The 15561-nt window shown below is 73.0% G+C and carries 15 protein-coding genes; 7 read left to right on the forward strand and 8 right to left on the reverse strand.

Annotated features, from left to right (window positions below; all coding sequences use genetic code 11):
• Positions 1–76: 76 nt before the first annotated feature.
• Complete coding sequence (locus ACZ6W9_RS20365; protein ID WP_389968034.1) at positions 77–1279, reverse strand: exo-beta-N-acetylmuramidase NamZ family protein; 1203 nt, start codon at positions 1277–1279, stop codon at positions 77–79.
• Positions 1280–1346: 67 nt separating this feature from the next.
• Here ACZ6W9_RS20365 and murQ point away from each other — a divergent pair, with 67 nt between their 5' ends.
• The 6 genes from murQ to ACZ6W9_RS20395 all read left to right on the forward strand — a co-directional run bounded on the left by murQ (position 1347) and on the right by ACZ6W9_RS20395 (position 6360).
• Positions 1347–2435 (forward strand): N-acetylmuramic acid 6-phosphate etherase, encoded by a 1089-nt coding sequence (gene murQ, locus ACZ6W9_RS20370; protein ID WP_470119054.1) that lies wholly within the window; start codon positions 1347–1349, stop codon positions 2433–2435.
• Positions 2428–3495 (forward strand): serine hydrolase domain-containing protein, encoded by a 1068-nt coding sequence (locus ACZ6W9_RS20375; protein WP_470119056.1) that lies wholly within the window; start codon positions 2428–2430, stop codon positions 3493–3495. Before murQ ends, ACZ6W9_RS20375 begins: the two co-directional genes overlap by 8 nt.
• 249 nt (positions 3496–3744) lie before the next feature.
• A complete protein-coding gene (locus ACZ6W9_RS20380) occupies positions 3745–3966 on the forward strand; it encodes a hypothetical protein (protein WP_389968040.1) in 222 nt (73 codons plus the stop codon).
• A 74-nt stretch (positions 3967–4040) separates the two neighbouring features.
• A complete protein-coding gene (locus ACZ6W9_RS20385; protein WP_389968042.1) occupies positions 4041–4373 on the forward strand; it encodes a type II toxin-antitoxin system VapC family toxin in 333 nt (110 codons plus the stop codon).
• A 25-nt stretch (positions 4374–4398) separates the two neighbouring features.
• On the forward strand, positions 4399–5109 hold the full coding sequence (locus tag ACZ6W9_RS20390; protein WP_389968044.1) for a VOC family protein: 711 nt from the start codon (positions 4399–4401) through the stop codon (positions 5107–5109).
• A 282-nt stretch (positions 5110–5391) separates the two neighbouring features.
• Positions 5392–6360 (forward strand): alpha/beta fold hydrolase, encoded by a 969-nt coding sequence (locus tag ACZ6W9_RS20395; protein WP_389968046.1) that lies wholly within the window; start codon positions 5392–5394, stop codon positions 6358–6360.
• A gap of 18 nt (positions 6361–6378) precedes the next feature.
• Here ACZ6W9_RS20395 and ACZ6W9_RS20400 read toward each other — a convergent pair whose 3' ends face one another.
• The gene (locus ACZ6W9_RS20400; protein WP_389968048.1) at positions 6379–7248 is read right to left on the reverse strand and encodes an alpha/beta fold hydrolase; all 870 of its coding nucleotides are present in this window, start codon (positions 7246–7248) and stop codon (positions 6379–6381) included.
• Positions 7249–7591: 343 nt separating this feature from the next.
• Between ACZ6W9_RS20400 and ACZ6W9_RS20405 the strand changes: the two genes are divergently transcribed.
• On the forward strand, positions 7592–8074 hold the full coding sequence (locus tag ACZ6W9_RS20405) for a hypothetical protein (protein ID WP_389968050.1): 483 nt from the start codon (positions 7592–7594) through the stop codon (positions 8072–8074).
• Between the two features lie 214 nt (positions 8075–8288).
• On the opposite strand, the gene ACZ6W9_RS20410 is transcribed toward ACZ6W9_RS20405, so the two are convergent.
• From ACZ6W9_RS20410 to ACZ6W9_RS20435, 6 genes are all read right to left on the reverse strand, one after another.
• Entirely contained in the window at positions 8289–9314 is a 1026-nt protein-coding gene (locus ACZ6W9_RS20410) for an ABC transporter ATP-binding protein (protein WP_470119060.1), read from the reverse strand.
• Entirely contained in the window at positions 9311–10486 is a 1176-nt protein-coding gene (locus ACZ6W9_RS20415) for an ABC transporter ATP-binding protein (protein ID WP_470119062.1), read from the reverse strand. The genes ACZ6W9_RS20410 and ACZ6W9_RS20415 overlap by 4 nt, the downstream gene beginning before the upstream one ends.
• Complete coding sequence (locus ACZ6W9_RS20420; RefSeq protein ID WP_470119064.1) at positions 10483–11472, reverse strand: ABC transporter permease; 990 nt, start codon at positions 11470–11472, stop codon at positions 10483–10485. Before ACZ6W9_RS20420 ends, ACZ6W9_RS20415 begins: the two co-directional genes overlap by 4 nt.
• The gene (locus ACZ6W9_RS20425) at positions 11469–12422 is read right to left on the reverse strand and encodes an ABC transporter permease (protein WP_389968056.1); all 954 of its coding nucleotides are present in this window, start codon (positions 12420–12422) and stop codon (positions 11469–11471) included. The genes ACZ6W9_RS20420 and ACZ6W9_RS20425 overlap by 4 nt, the downstream gene beginning before the upstream one ends.
• Positions 12419–14125 carry an ABC transporter substrate-binding protein gene (locus ACZ6W9_RS20430; protein WP_362938440.1) on the reverse strand — a complete coding sequence of 569 codons (1707 nt, stop codon included), beginning with the start codon at positions 14123–14125 and terminating at the stop codon, positions 12419–12421. Before ACZ6W9_RS20430 ends, ACZ6W9_RS20425 begins: the two co-directional genes overlap by 4 nt.
• Positions 14126–14395: 270 nt before the next feature.
• Positions 14396–15349, reverse strand: coding sequence for a LysR family transcriptional regulator (locus ACZ6W9_RS20435; protein WP_389968059.1), 954 nt, complete (start codon positions 15347–15349; stop codon positions 14396–14398).
• Positions 15350–15561 lie beyond the last annotated feature (212 nt).

Below are 15561 nucleotides of genomic sequence, written 5' to 3' on the forward strand. Positions count from 1 at the left end.
CCCGGCCCGGGACCGGTGCGCCGCGCACCCGGCCGGGTGCTCCGCCGCGTCGCGGGACCCGGCCGGTGCGGGGGGCTCAGCCGTACAGGAGCGGCTCGCCGCCCGTCCAGGCCTCCGGGTGGGCCGGGGCCGGGCACAGCCCGCGCGGGTCCTGCCCGGCGTCCAGGGTCCGGCGCAGCGTGTCCGACCCCCACAGCAGGTCGGCGAAGTACGGCCGGGCGGTCCTCCGCTCCGGTGCGGCGCCGTCCCCGCCCTGCCCGGCCTCCTCTTCGGGCACGGCGTCCCCGCGGCGCCAGCCGAACTCCTCCGGGTGCAGCGAGCGCGCCAGGTGCAACATCGAGACCCCCGTCAGCACCGGCCGGAACGCCTCGGCGTCGTGCACGTGGAGCTGCACGCCCCGTACGGCCCGCCCCGCGTGCTTGCGGAAGGCCGGGGTGAACCACGCGTCGCGGAACCGCACCCCCGGCAGGTCCAGGGCGTTCAGCCCGGCGGCGAACCGCTCGTCGAGGTAGGGGGCGCCGACGAGCTCGAAGGGGCGGGTCGTGCCGCGGCCCTCCGACAGGTTCGTGCCCTCGAACAGGCCGGTGCCGGGGTAGACCAGCGCGGTGTCCGGGGTCGGCATGTTCGCCGAGGGCATCACCCAGGGCAGGCCGGTGGCCGCGTACGGCATGTCGCGCCGCCACCCCTCGGCCTCGACGACCAGCAGGTCGGCGCCGATGGAACGGTTGACGTGCCGCGCCAGCTCGCCCGCGGTCAGCCCGTGCCGCAGCGGGATCGCCGCGCGGCCCACGAAGCTGGCGAAGGCGGGGTCGAGGAGCGGCCCCTCCGCGACGGTCCCGCCGAGCGGGTTGGGCCGGTCCAGTACGGCGAAGCGCACCCCGAGCCGGGCGGCGGAGGCCATGAGGTCGTACATCGTCCAGACGTAGGTGTAGAACCGCGTCCCGATGTCGGCGATGTCGAAGACGAGGGTGTCGGCCCCCGAGGCCGCCACCAGCTCGTCCAGGGCCTCGCCCGCGGCGCCGTAGGTGTCGAGGACCGGCAGGCCGGTGGCCGGGTCGGTGCCCGCCTCCTCGCCGTAACCGTCCTGGGCGGCTCCGCGCACCCCGTGCTCCGGGCTGAGCAGCGCGGTCACCGGAACGCCCGCCGACAGCAGGGCGGTCACGCCCGGGGTGAGGTCGGGCAGCACTCCGGTGGGGTTGGTGACGAGGCCGATCCGTCCGCCGCCGAGGAGGGCGGGGTCGTGAACAACTCGTTCGATTCCGGTCCGCACGAGTGACATCGCTCCATTCATAGAAGATAATTTGCAGAATAGAAGACTTCGGTGAAAATTAGCGACATGGGGCGTCATGATTGATCCACTCGCCGACCTGTCAACCGAGCAGAGCGATCCGCGCTACGGCCAGATCGACAGGCTCTCGACCGAGCAGGTGGCCAGGCTGATGAACGCGGCCGACGCCACGGTGCCCGCCGCCGTGGCCACCGCCGTACCGGCGATCTCGGCCGCCATCGACGCCGTCGCCGACCGGATGCGGCAGGGCGGACGTCTGATCTACGTGGGTGCGGGGACCTCCGGCCGGCTGGCCGTGCTGGACGCCTCCGAGTGCCCGCCGACCTTCGGCACCGATCCCGAGCTGGTGCAGGGCGTCATCGCCGGGGGCGAGCCCGCGCTGACCCGCTCGGTCGAGGGCGCCGAGGACGACGAGGCCGCCGGCATCGCCGCCGTCGCCGGCCTGGAGGTGGGCCCGCTCGACTCGGTGATGGGGGTCTCCGCCAGCGGCCGGGCGCCATTCGTGATCGGCGCGCTCGGAGAGGCGGAACGCCGCGGCGCGCTGACCGTCGGCATGTCGTGCAACGCCGGCACGCCCCTGTCCGCGGCCGCCGCGCACCCGATCGAGGTCGTCGTCGGCCCGGAGGTGGTGACCGGCTCGACCCGCCTCAAGGCCGGGACCGCGCAGAAGCTGGTCCTGAACATGGTGTCCACCATCACCATGGTCAAGCTGGGCCGCACCTACGGGAACACCATGATCGAGGTGTCGGCGATGAACTCCAAGCTGGAGGGCCGGGCCACCCGCATGGTCTCCGATCTCACCGGCGCCGACCACGCCGCCGCCCGCGCCGCGCTGGAGGAGGCGGAGTGGAACGTCAAGATCGCGGTGCTGGTGATCGAGCACGGGATCGGCGCCGACGCGGCCCGGGACCTGCTCGCCGTACACGGTGACCGGCTGGAGGACGCCCGAGAGGCGCGCCCGGCCGCCGGGGATCCCCGGGGCGGCGGTGCCCGGGTGGACGGTGCCCGGGTGGACGGGGCGCGGGCCGACGGGGCGCGGGTGGACGGCGGCCGGGCCGACGGCGACCGCGGCGACCGGGCCGACGGAGCGCGGCCGGCCGGCGTGCCGGCGGGGGAGCGGGCCACCGAGGACGTGCGGCGTGCCTGACCGGCTCGACGGCATCCTGACGGCGGCCGTACCGGACGCCTGCTCGGCGGCGGTCGCCGTGATCGCCGTCGGCGGCGACGTGGTGGCCGCCGCGGCGGCCGGGGAACTGGTCCGCTACGCCGACGTCTCCGGGAAACTCGTCGACGACCGCCCGCCCGCCCGCCGCGACTCGATCTTCGACCTGGCGTCCGTCACCAAGCTCTTCGTCACGGCCGTCATCCTGTCTCTCGCCGAGGACGGCCTGCTCGGCCTGGACGAGCCGGTCGCCGCCCGGCTGCCCGGCGCACGCGCCGGGCTCACCATGCGGCACCTGCTCACCCACACCGCGGGCTTCCCGCCCAGCCGGGCACCCGGCCACGAGGCCATCGGCATGGGAGCCGCCTTCCGCGCCGCGCACCTCGACCACGTCCTGACCACCCCGCCGCCGCACCCCCTCGGTCACGGCTACGTCTACTCCGACGTCGGCATGATCACGGCGGGCCGGATCGCGGAGATCGCCGGGGGAGCGCCCCTGGACGAGCTGCTCCGCGCCCGGGTCACCGGGCCGCTCGGCCTGGCCGACACCGGCTACCGGCCCGCGGCGTCACTGCGCGACCGGATCGCCGCCACCGAGGACACACCCGGCCGCCCCGGCGGCGGATGCGTGCGCGGCGAGGTCCACGACGAGACCGCCTACGACCTCGGCGGCGTCGCCGGGCACGCCGGGATCTTCGCCACCGCCGACGACGTGCTGCGGTTCGCCGAAACCCTGCGCACCGGCGGCGCCCCGATCCTGCGGTCCGAGTCGGTCGCCGAGATGACCCGCGACCAGGGGGTGCGCGGCGCGGCCTTCCGCCACGGGCTCGGGGTGCGCATCGGCGACCCGGCCATCGTCGGCCCGCTCGCCGACGCCTACGGCCACTCCGGCTTCACCGGCACGTCGGTGGTGGTGGATCCGGACAGGGCGTTGACGGCGGTCCTGCTGACCAACAACGTCCACCCGCTCCGGGGCCGCGCCGGCATCCGCGACCTGCGCCACGCCGTCGCCGCCGAGGCGCTGCGCCTGTCGGCGACGGCCTGAAGCCGACCCGCCGTCACCCGGCGGTGGGACCTCGCGCGACGGCCTCCGACGGGCCGGGCGATCGTCCCCGCAGAACCGGGCGATCGCCCGGCCCGTCCCACCATCCGCGCCAGTGTGCCGGCGGTGGTCTCGTGACCGGCGAGCAGGAGCAGGCCGCCGATAGGGAATCGCGAGTACCGGTACGACGCCGACCTGGTGGGTCTCGTGAGTCCTGCCCGTATCCGCCCCGTGGTCCGTATCCTGGGCTCTATGAGTACCTTGCGAGAAGAGTTACACCAGCTCATCGACCGGCTTCCCGAGTCGCAGATGGCGCCGATCCCGGCCATCGTTCGTGAGAGCACTCCGACCGAGGACGGCGGTGACGAATGGCCGCTCCCCGATTTCGTCGGTGCTCTTTCCAGTGGCGAGGGAGATCTCGCCGCCCGATCGAGCGAGATCCTGCGCCAGGAGATGGGGCGTAAGCCTGAATGATCATTTGGGACACCGGCGCGCTCATCGCCGCCGCCGATACCGATGATCAATATCATGCTTGATGCGTCGAGCTGATGCGGCATACCCCCCGGCCTCTGATCGTGCCGTATCCCGTTCTCACGGAAGTCTGTTACCTGCTGGAGCGGGAGCAGGGGACGCGTGCGGAGGCCGCTTTCCTGCGATCCATCAGCGCCGGACAGATCAGCCTCATCCCGTTGACCCGCGCAGATGTCGACCGAATGGTCGAGTTGGTGGAAAAGTACGCAGACTTCCCACTCGGCGCGGTGGACGCCTCCGTCTTCGCGATCGCCGAGCGACTCGGTGCGGATGCCATCGCCACTCTCGACCGACGCCACTTCGCTGTGGTACGTCCTAGATCGCCGATCTCTTTCGCGCTGTTGCCATAGGCCGGAAGCCTGCGACCATGACGGGATGACACAGGGAGTCGCGGGCACCGGCACGACGCCGACCCGACAGGAGATATCCGATGCCGTCGGCGACATCGGCTGGCGCTACGTCCTCGGAGCCGTGCGCGCGTCCGTGCCCGTGCCGTCGACGGCCCGGGCGGTGGAGGTCGCCGTCCGCGCCGCCGCCATAGCCGGTGCCGACGCCGACGGAAGCCTGCGGATGGACATCCGCGCCGACCGGGTGGTCCTCACCCTGCAGTCGCTTGCCGCCGCCCGGGTGACGCCGCTGGAGATCGACCTGGCCCGCAGGATCTCGGTCGCCGTGAGCGAACTGGGCCTACGCACCGATCCTGAGGTCGCCGGGCGGGGATCGCGGTCCGTGCAGCTCGTCGAGATCGCCGTCGACGCGCTCGACATCGCCGCGATCCGCCCGTTCTGGAAGGCCGTCATGGGCTACGTCGACGAGGCCGGCGCGAGCGGCCCCGAGGACGCGCTCGTCGACCCGGTAGGCCAGGGCCCGGCGATCTGGTTCCAGCAGATGGACGCCCCGCGGCCCCAGCGCAACCGGATCCACCTCGACGTCTCCGTCCCCCATGACGAGGCGCCGCACCGCATCCGGGCCGCGCTGGCCGCCGGGGGAGTGCTGGCGTACGCCTCCGAGGCGCCCGCCTTCTGGGTCCTGGCCGACGCCGAGGGCAACGAGGCGTGCGTGACGACCTGGCAGGGCCGCGACTGACCCGCCGCCGGGGCGCCGTACGGCACGGCCGCCCCGGCACGGGCCGGGCCGAAGCCGCGTCACGCGCGACCTGTCCGGAAAGCTCCGCGGGTGAGTACGGCGCGAGCCGCCCAGGGACCGTACGGCGGCGCGGCGCGGCTCACCCCGTGGTCCCGCGCGGAGACCTGGAAGTCTCTCCGGATTCCTCCGCCGGGCGTGTCAAGGCGGCGGCCTCGGCTACGACTCACGGATGTACCGGCCGGACCGAGCGGGACGGCGACGCATGATCCTTGGAGTGACGACGTGAAGAACGTGAAGACGGACAGTCTGCCGGTCCCGGGTGCGAACCTCCACTACGAGGTCCGCGGCTCCGGCCCCGTCCTGCTGCTGATCTGCGGCGGCGTCTACGACGCCGCCGGGTACGCCGCCCTGGCGGACCGGCTCGCCGACCGGTACACGGTGGTGACCTACGACCGGCGCGGCAACTCGCGCAGCCCTCTCGACGGGCCGCCGGAGCCGCAGAGCATCGCCGTCCACGGCGACGACGCGTACCGCCTGCTGACGGCCATGGGCGTCACCGGGGACGAGCCGGCCCGCGTCTTCGGCAACAGCTCCGGCGCGATGATCGGGCTGGAGCTGGCCGCCCGCCACCCCGGGCGGGTTCACACGCTGGTCGCCCATGAACCGCCCGTCTTCGAGCTGCTGCCGGAGCGCGACCGCTGGCGTGCCCTCGCCCGCGACGTGGCTGACGCCTTCCGCGCCGAGGGGGCCGAGGCGGCGGGCCGGGTCTTCGAGGCCGGATACGCGGCCAACGCCGGGGCCATGGAAGATGCGGCGGGCACCGCGGCGCCGGGGGAGACCGCAGACGCGGCGGACGCGGGGACGACACGGAACGCCGCCGCCGCCGCCGACGCCGACGGCGGCGGTGAGCGGGAGCGCATCCCCGGGGGAGCCGACGCGCCGCAGGGCGAGCCCGACGCGGAGACGCTGGAGATGATGGCGCGGATGGGGCGGAACATGGAGTTCTTCATCGGCTACGAGGTTCCGTCGTTCTCCGGATACACCCCCGACCTCGACGCGCTCCACGCGTCCGGGACGCGGGTGGTGACGGCCGTGGGCGAGGCGTCGGAGGGCGAGCCGCCGCACCGGGCGGCCCTCGCCCTGGCCGAGCGGCTGGGCGGGCGGCCCGAGGTGTTCCCCGGCGACCACGGGGGCTTCGGCGCGGTCCCCGAGGCGTTCGCCGCCCGGCTGCGCGAGGTGCTCCAGGATTGACGGGGGACCCTGCGAGCCTCAGGCCGGTGGCGCGCCGAGGAAGCGGCGGAGCTCGGCGGCCAGCTCCGCCGGGGCGTCCTCGGCCATGTGGTGGCCGGAGTCGATCGATGCGCCGCGGACGTCGTCGGCCCAGTCGCGCCAGATCGCCAGCGGGTCGCCGTAGAGGTCCTCCATGTCGTCCCGCTCGGCCCACAGGAACAGGACCGGGCAGGTGATCCTGCGGCCCGCCCGGCGGTCGGCGTCGTCGGCGGCCCGGTCGACGCCGAGTCCCGCGCGGTAGTCCTCGCACATCGCGTGGACGACGGCCGGGTCGTGGATCGCCCGCCGGTAGTCCTCGTACGCCTCGGCGCCCATCTGCTCGGGCGTCGCCCGGTACCAGGCGTCGGGGTCGGCGTTGATCACCCGCTCGGCGGGCTTGGCGGTCTGCCCCAGGAAGAACCAGTGCCACCACGCGGCGGCGAACCGGGCGTCGGCCCGGTCGAGCGCCTCGCCGATCGGCACCGCGTCCATCACGACGAGGCGGGTCACGGCGTCCGGGTGGTCCATCGCCACCCGCTGCGCCACGTAGGCGCCCCGGTCGTGGCCGGCGACGGCGAACCGCTCGTGGCCCAGCGCGCGCATCAGCGCCGCGCAGTCGCGGGCCATCGCCCGCTTGGAGTACGGCTCGTGGTCTGGGGTGGTCGGCGGCTTCGACGAGCGGCCGTAGCCGCGCAGGTCGGGGCAGACCACGGTGAAGCCGTCCGTGAGCAGCGGCGCGACCCGATGCCAGGTCGCGTGGGTGCGGGGATGGCCGTGCAGGAGCAGCAGCGGCGGCCCGGAGCCGCCGTGCCGGACGAACAGCTCCGCCTCACCGGTGCCGATCCGCTCCTCGGCGAACCCCTCGAACATCCCGCGTCTCCCTCCATCGCGATCCGGCCGGACGAAAATGCCCCTTCCTGCCCATACGAACTCCAAACCGCCGACCCGGCCACGGCGCCCTTCCGAATCCACCCGCCCCGCGGACCTGCTCGGTGTGAACCGGTGCCGCCCGACAGGAAGGGGAACTCACGATTCACGCGGCCGGGGTCGCCGTTCTGTTGCGCGATGCCGTGTCATCGCGGCGTCGCGGGATCGTTCCAGGCTGTTTTCCTGCTCTTCGGCTTGAAGATCTTTATGTGCAATTTCACATATGACATCTTTTCCTTGCGGGCGCTCGGCACGGGGCCGGGCACCGTTCCATGGGAGGAAATCGATGAACCAGATCGCCAAGCGTGGTCTCGCGTTCCTGGCGGCGGGGACGGTCGTGGCCGGGGGGCTCGCCACGACCGCCCCCGCGTCGGCCGCGACCCTCACGACGACGACCACGTGCAGCGTCTCGGGACCGATCCAGGGCCTGAACGTCAAGGCGTGCGCGGACGTCACCGGCGACCAGGTACGTGTGTACGGGATCGTCGGCGCCCTCGGCATCTCCGAGCCGCCGGTCAACCCCCGTGACGTCGGCGCGGAGGTCTCCGGCGCGATCGTCGGCGGTCCCCTTCTCGGCTCCGGGCGCCGGGCGCTGAGCATCTGGAACAACGTCTTCACCGTCGAGGGCGTCACCGCGACCGTGGCCTCCGGGTCCACGGTCCGCGCCACGGTGACGATCACCCCCGGCCCCACGGGGCCCGGCGGCGGAGGCGGCACGCCCCTGCCCGGTCCGACGTCCGTCTCAGTGGACGTCCCGGTCGTCTACTGATCGGCGGGGTGACCGGCCCGGGTGACCGGCCCGGATGACCGGATGATGACCGGCCGGGGCACCGGGCCGGCGGGAGCGCGCGATCGCGGTCGCGCGCTCCCGCGCGTTCTGGGTCCCGCGCGTTCTGGGTCCCGCGCGTTCTGGGTCCCGCGCGTTCTGGGTCCCGCGCGTCTCCGTGCGCCCGGCGACCCCGGACGCACGGAGACGCGCGCCGTCAGCCGGCGAAGTGGCAGGCCGCCTTCCTCTCCGCCGCGTCTTCCGCGTCTCCCGGGCCGTGGACCTCGAGGGGAGGGGCCTCGGTCCGGCAGACGTCCTGGGCCATGGCGCAGCGCGGGTTGAAGGAGCAGCCCGGAGGCGGGTCGGCGGGGCTGGGCGGGTCGCCCGGCAGGACGATCCGCTCGCGGGCGAGCTCCACCTCCGGGTCGGGGACCGGTACGGCCGACAGCAGCGCCCTGGTGTAGGGGTGGGCCGGGGCGGTGTAGACGGCGTCGCGTGAGCCGATCTCCACGACGCGGCCGAGATACATCACCGCGACCCGGTCGCAGACGTGCCGCACCACCGACAGGTCGTGGGCGATGAACAGGTACGCCAGGCCCAGCTCCCGCTGGAGGTCGGCCAGCAGGTTGACGATCTGCGCCTGGATCGACACGTCCAGCGCCGAGACCGGCTCGTCGCAGACGATCAGCCTGGGCCGGGACGCCAGCGCGCGGGCGATGCCGACGCGCTGGGCCTGGCCGCCGGAGAACTCGTGCGGGTAGCGGTCGGCGTGCTCGGCGCCCAGGCCGACCATCTCCAGAAGCTCGATCACGCCGCGCCGGTCCAGCAGCCGCGTCGGACCGGAGACGATCCGCTCGACGGTCTGGCGGGGGTTCAGTGACGCGAACGGATCCTGGAAGATCATCTGGATGTCGCGGCGGAACGGGCGCATGCCGCGCGGGCCGAGCCGGGTGATGTCGTGGCCGTCGAAGGCGACGGTGCCGCCGGTCGGCTCCAGCAGCCGGACGATCATCCGGCCGGTGGTGGACTTGCCGCAACCGGACTCCCCGACGAGGCCGAGGGTCTCTCCCGGCCACACGTCGAAGGTGACGCCGTCCACGGCCCTGACCCCGTTCCGCCTCCCGAAGGTCATCCGCAGGTCCCGCACGGACAGCAGCGGCGTGGACCGGGGCCCGGCCTCCGGCGCCGCGTCGGGTACGGCGCCCGGCGCGTCGGCCGGCCGGACGGACGACGTCCCGGTCATCGCGGGCCTCCAGGGGTTTCGTCCAGGTGGCAGGCCGTACGGTGGACCGGCCCGGCCGGGGAGCCTTCCGGGTCCACCAGCCGGAGCGCGCGGCCCGCACGGACCTCGTGAAGTTCACGGATCCCATGGAGCTCGCGGAGCTCGCGGAGCTCGGGCGCCTCGGTGACGCAGGCGTCGTCGGGGGTCGCGGCGTAGCGGGCGCAGCGGGGATGGAACCGGCAGCCGGACGGCGGCGCGAGCAGCGACGGCGGGCTGCCGGGGATGGCCCTCAGCCGCCCCTTGGCCGCCGGTCCCGCCACGCCTCCGCCCGGCACGCCTCCGCCCGCCGCGCTCCCGCCCGCCGTACCCTCGCCCGCCGGGCCCGGAGAGCCCTCGGCCGCCGGATCCGGAGAGCCCTCCGCGCCTCCGGCCGGCAGACGGGGAGCGGAGGCGAGCAGCCCCTGCGTGTAGGGGTGCCGGGGAGACCTGAAGATCTCCCGCACCGGGGCGTGCTCGACGGTGCGGCCGCCGTACATCACCAGGACCTCGTCGGCGACCCGCGCCACGACGCCCAGGTCATGGGTGATCATCATGACGGCGATGCCGCGGTCCCGCTGGATCCTCCCGATCAGTTCGAGGATCTGCGCCTGCACGGTCACGTCCAGGGCGGTGGTGGGCTCGTCGGCGATGAGCAGGTCCGGCTCGCAGGACAGGGCCATCGCGATCATCACGCGCTGCCGCATGCCGCCGGAGAAACGATGGGGGTGCTCGCCCGCGCGGCGCCTCGGCTCGGGGATGCCCACCTCGGCCAGCATCTCCACCGCGCGTTCCCGCGCCACCCGGCGTGGGACGCGCAGGTGCAGCCGGTACGCCTCGGCGATCTGCTCGCCGACGGTGTAGAAGGGGTGCAGGGACGACAGCGGATCCTGGAAGATCATCGCCATCCGCCGGCCGCGCAGCTCGCGGAGGCGGGAGGCGGGCGCGCCCACCAGCTCCTCGCCGTCGAAGACGATCGAGCCGGAGACGGCCGCCTCGCGGTGCAGGCCCATGATGGCCAGCGACGACACCGACTTGCCGGAGCCGGACTCGCCGACGACGCCGAGCGTGCGGCCCCGGTCCAGGTCGAAGCCGATCCCGTCCACCGCGGTCCCGGCGGGGAAGGCGACCCGCAGGTCTCTCACTCGCAGGATCACGTGTACCTCACACGGGGGTCGATCACCGCGTAGACGAGGTCCACGCCGAGGTTGGCCAGGGTGATGAAGAACGCCGCCAGCAGCGTCACGCCGAGCACGACGGGCTGGTCGGCCTTGAAGATCGCGTCGTAGGTGAGCTGGCCGACGCCGGGCAGGCCGAAGACGTGCTCGGTGATGACGGCCCCGGCGAGCAGCCCGCCCAGGTCCATGCCGAAGATCGTCACGATGGGGGTGAGCGCCGAGCGCAGACCGTGCTTGGTGACGACGGTCCGCTCGTACAGGCCCTTGGCGCGGGCCGTCCTGATGTACGGCTCCGCCATCGTCTCGATCATCGAGGCCCGGGTGAGCCGGGCGTACATGGCGGCGTACAGGCTGGCGAGCGTCATCCAGGGCAGCAGCAGGTTGCCCGCCCAGGCGGCCGGGCCCTCGGCGAACGGCCGGTAGTCGGGGTAGGGCAGCCATTCGAGCCGCTGGACCAGGATCAGCAGCAGCATCATCGCGGTGAAGTAGACCGGCGCGGATGCGGAGGCCAGCGTGGCGGCCATGAGCGAGCGGTCGAGCGTGGTCCCCCGGCGCAGGGCCGCGACCAGCCCGACGGCCAGGCCGCCGGCCAGCCAGAGCACGGCCGAGCCGAGGGCCAGCGAGGCGCTCACCGGCAGGCGGTCGGTCAGCAGGTCCCAGACGGGCAGCGCGTTCTGGTAGGAGTAGCCGAAGCAGGGGACCGAGCACTCCAGCGCGGCCGGGCCGTCGCCCAGCGTCCGGCCGGTGAAGATCCCGGCCACGTAGCCGCCGAACTGCTCGTACACCGGCCGGTCCAGGCCCATCTGCGTCCGCACCAGCGCCACCTGCTCCGGGGTGCAGGTCTTGCCGCAGGCGTGGGTGGCCGGGTCGGAGGGCAGCACGTAGAAGACGGCGAAGGTCACCGCGCAGATGACGAGCAGCACGCCCGCCACCGCGGCGAGCCGCCGCAGCAGGTAGCGGGTCATCGGCCGCCTCCCTTCGGGTCGAGGGCGTCGCGCAGCGCGTCGCCCAGCAGGGTGAAGGCCAGCACGGTCAGGAACAGGCAGACGCAGGGGATCATGAAGTACGTCGGCGCGACCTGGTACCAGAGCAGCCCGTTGTCGATCATCTGACCCCACGAGGGGGTGGGCGGCCGCACGCCGACGCCGAGGAAGGACAGCGCGGCCTCGGTGCCGATGTTGGCCGGGATCGCCAGCGTCGTGTAGACGAGGATCGGCGCGGCGATGTTGGGCAGGATCTCCCTCAGCAGGATGTGCGGTCCCATCGCTCCGTTGACCCGCGCGGCGTCCACGAACTCCCGGTGCCGGACGCTCATCGTCTGCCCGCGCACGATGCGCCCCACGTACGGCCAGCTGAACACGCTCATGATCAGCACGAGCAGCAGCACGCGGTCGGTGCCCGGCGCGATGGACAGCAGGGCCAGCATGAAGATCAGGCTCGGGAAGGACATCACCAGGTCCATGATCCGGCTGAGCACGGTGTCGACCCTGCCGCCGAGGTACCCGGCGACCAGGCCGACCGCGGTGCCGGCGAGCACGGTGACGGCCGTCGCGGCGACCGCGATCAGCAGCGACACCCGCGCGCCGTACACGACGCGGCTGAAGACGTCGCGCCCGTTGCCCGGCTCGACGCCGAGCCAGTGCTCGGCGCCGATCCCGCCGAAGTCGCCCTTGGGCACCCCGCCGAGCGCCTGGTCGATCGCGTTCTTGTCGAAGGTCTCGGGCTGCCAGCCGTTCAGCCCGGTCAGCAGCGGGGCGGCGAGCGCCGCCACGACGAAGACCGTCACGATGGCGAGGCCGAGGAGCGCGGCCGGGTCGCGCCGGAGCCGCTCGTAGGCGATGCGCCCGGGGGAGCGGCCCCGGACGGCGGGGGCCGCGACGGCCGTCGCGACCCCCTGCGGCGCGGCGGTGGTCACTTCCTGATCCCGAGGGTGGCGTAGTCGAACTGGCCTGACCAGATCAGGTGGCCGAACGCGCCGCCGACCTTGGAGCCGGTGAGCAGCGGCTTGCGGATCCAGAGCAGCGGGATCATCGGAGCCTTCTTCATGATCTCGGCGTCCAGGCCGACCCAGGCGCGGTCGGCGGCCTTGAGGTCGGTCATGGCCCGGATCCCGTCGATCCCGTCCATGGTCTCCTTGTCCCGGAACAGGGACACGTTGCCGCTGTTGCCCTTGTCGGTGATGGTGCGGCCGTCGAAGAGCATCGGGATGAACGAGGATCCGGACGGGTAGTCCTGGCACCAGCCGTAGAGGGCCAGCCCGTCGAACTTGGCGGTGTCGCCGATGGTGTCGTAGTAGACCGACGGGTCGAAGGTGCTGATCTCGGTCTCGACGCCGACGCGCTTGAGCGACTCCTGGATCGCGGTGGCGGCCCCCTTGTCGCCGGTGGAGGCGTACAGCGTGATCCTGACCGGCGTCGCCACGCCGGACTCGGCGATCAGCGCCTTGGCCTTCGCCACGTCACCGGTCGGCGGGATCTTCAGGGTGTCCTGCGGGACGCCCGCGGACAGCGACGGCGGCAGGTAGGCGGTGGCGACCGTGCCGGCGGCCGGTCCGCCCTTGACGGTCTGGTACGCCTCCTTGTCGATCGCATACTGCAGGGCCAGGCGGAACCTCGGGTCGTCGAAGGGCGCCTTGGCGGTGTTCATGGCCAGGGTGTCGGTGCAGCCCCGGATCTCGTTGTGGAAGCGCGCCTTGACCTTGGGGTTTGTGAGGATCTTGGCGAAGCTCTCGCCGTTGACGTCGGCGTAGGTGACCGCGGTCCGGTCCTCGCCCTGGTCGGCGATGAGCCGGTCCACGATCACGCTCTGCCGCAGGCCCTGCCTGACGACGACCTTGTCCGGCAGCGCCTTGCGGACCGGGTCGGTGGCGGGGTCCCAGTGCTCGTTCCGGCTGAGCACGAGCTGCTTGCCCCGGTCGTAGGTGTCGATCTTGTACGGTCCCGAGGAGAAGACGCGGTTGTCGTACCGCGCCTTGGTATCCCTGCTCCGGGGCACCGGCGCGAAGGTCGGCAGGGTGGCGTAGTACGGGAACTCGGCGACGGGGCGGTTGAGGTGGAAGACGATCGTCTTGTCGTCGGGCGTCTCGATCGACTTCAGCGGGCCGTCCCGGTAGGGGCCCCGGTACTTCTCGCCGCCGGTCAGGACCAGGCGGGCGTAGTTGGGTCCGCCGGGCAGCTCGGGGGCGAAGGACCGCTCCACGTTGTACTTGACGTCGGCGGCCACGATGGGGGAGCCGTCCTCGTACTTGAGGCCGTCCTTGAGGGTGAAGGTCCAGGTCATGCCGCTGTCGGACATCTCGCCGACGGTGGTGGCGAGGTCCGGGACGATCTGCAGGCTGGCCGGTCCCGGCTCGGACCTGTAGGTGACGAGGGAGCGGTAGAGGTAGCGCAGGCCGAAGTCCATCTCCGGCATCGTCCAGTTGCGGGTCGGGTCGAGGTGGGAGAAGTCCTGGTTGGACAGGATCGTGAGCGTCCCGCCCCTGGTGGCCTCACCGGCCGGGGGCTGAGAGCCGTTCCCGGAACGCCCGGCGGCGGGCGTCCCGCCGCTGCCGCAGGCCGCCGTGCCGAGCAGCACCGCCAGCGCGAGAAGGCAGGGGGCCGCCGTGGTCTTCACGGACATGTGTCACTCCACGTCGTTGTGGGGGGAGAGCGCGAGTGACACGTAACATAGTAATGTGAAATATTACCGGCAATAGTGCGTTACCGATCCGTAATTCGCCCGACCCGGTGTTCCCTCCGTTTCCCCGGTCCCGACCGGCGGCTTTCCCGCTCCCGGGATCCGCGACCTCTCCGGTCCCGTCCGGCGGCTTTCCCGCCCTCCGGTTCCGCGGTTTCCCCGGTCTCCGCCCGGTGGCTTCCGGCCCCCGGCCGGACGGCCCCGGTCCGGCCGTCAGATGAGCGGATGCACCTCGGGATGGGCGTCCCACCAGCGCCGGAACAGCGGGTTGTCGTCCACGTGGTCGGTGTAGGCGTCGGCCAGGCCGCGGTACAGCTCCGCCGCCTGCTCGGTGCCGAGCCGGTCCCGGCGCCAGGCCACGGTCAGCTTGGCGGTCTGCGGCTGACCGGCGAGCGGGCGGACGACCGTACCGGGCGCGGCGGGCCAGGTGGGATCGACCAGGCGGACCCCGAGGCCCGCCGCCACCAGCGGCCGGCCCGCGCCGCTCGGGGCGTCGTAGCGCACGTCGGGCTCGAACCCGGCCGCGCGGCAGGCGGCGCGCAGCGCGGCGAGCGAGCCGTCGTCGGCGCCCGGCGGGCTGATCCAGTGCTCGTCCCGCAGGTCGGCGAGCCGTACCTCCTCCCGTCCGGCCAGCCGGTGGTCCGCCGACAGGGCGACGAATATCGGATACCGGGGGACGAGCGTACGGCCGGTGACCGGCGCGGTCAGCGTGACGTCGAACCCCTCGACGATGCCGAGCAGCGCCACGTCGAGCTGCCCCTGCGCGAGCGCCGTGGCCAGCACCGTCGCCGAGGGTTCGATGCGCAGCGAGATCTCGTGCCCGGGAAGCCGCTCACCGATCCGGTCGACGATGCTCCCCACGCAGGACAGGTGCGCGCAGCCCAGCCGGAGGGTCTGCACCGCGGTGGGGACGCGCAGGTCGCCGAAGAGCGCGTCCACCTCCGTCAGCACGATGCGGGCGCGGGCGACGACCTGCCAGCCCAGCGGGGTCGGCTGCACCCCGGAGTGGCTGCGCACGAACAGCGCCCCGCCGACGATCTCCTCGACCCGGCGTAGCTGGTTGGTCATGGCCGGCTGGGACAGGCCCAGCCGGGCGGCGGCGCGGGTGACGCTTCCCATCTCCGCTATCGCACAGATCGTACGGAGATGCCTGATGTCGAGCTCCATAGCCAAGAATTATGTGACGGCTGATGACCATCGCATGAACTTCCCAAGCAAACTGCGACATAAGCGCGCGAACCGGTGAATGCACCGGGACGCGGGACCCCATAGCGGGGAGCCGACGCCGTCCTGCGGCGACGGCCCGCGCCCGGTCACGAGGCCACGGGAGACGTGCTCCCCGGTCCCTTCCGGGAGCGGAACCCCCCGAAAGGACGGCG

Source organism: Streptosporangium sp. NPDC053982 (assembly GCF_055585205.1).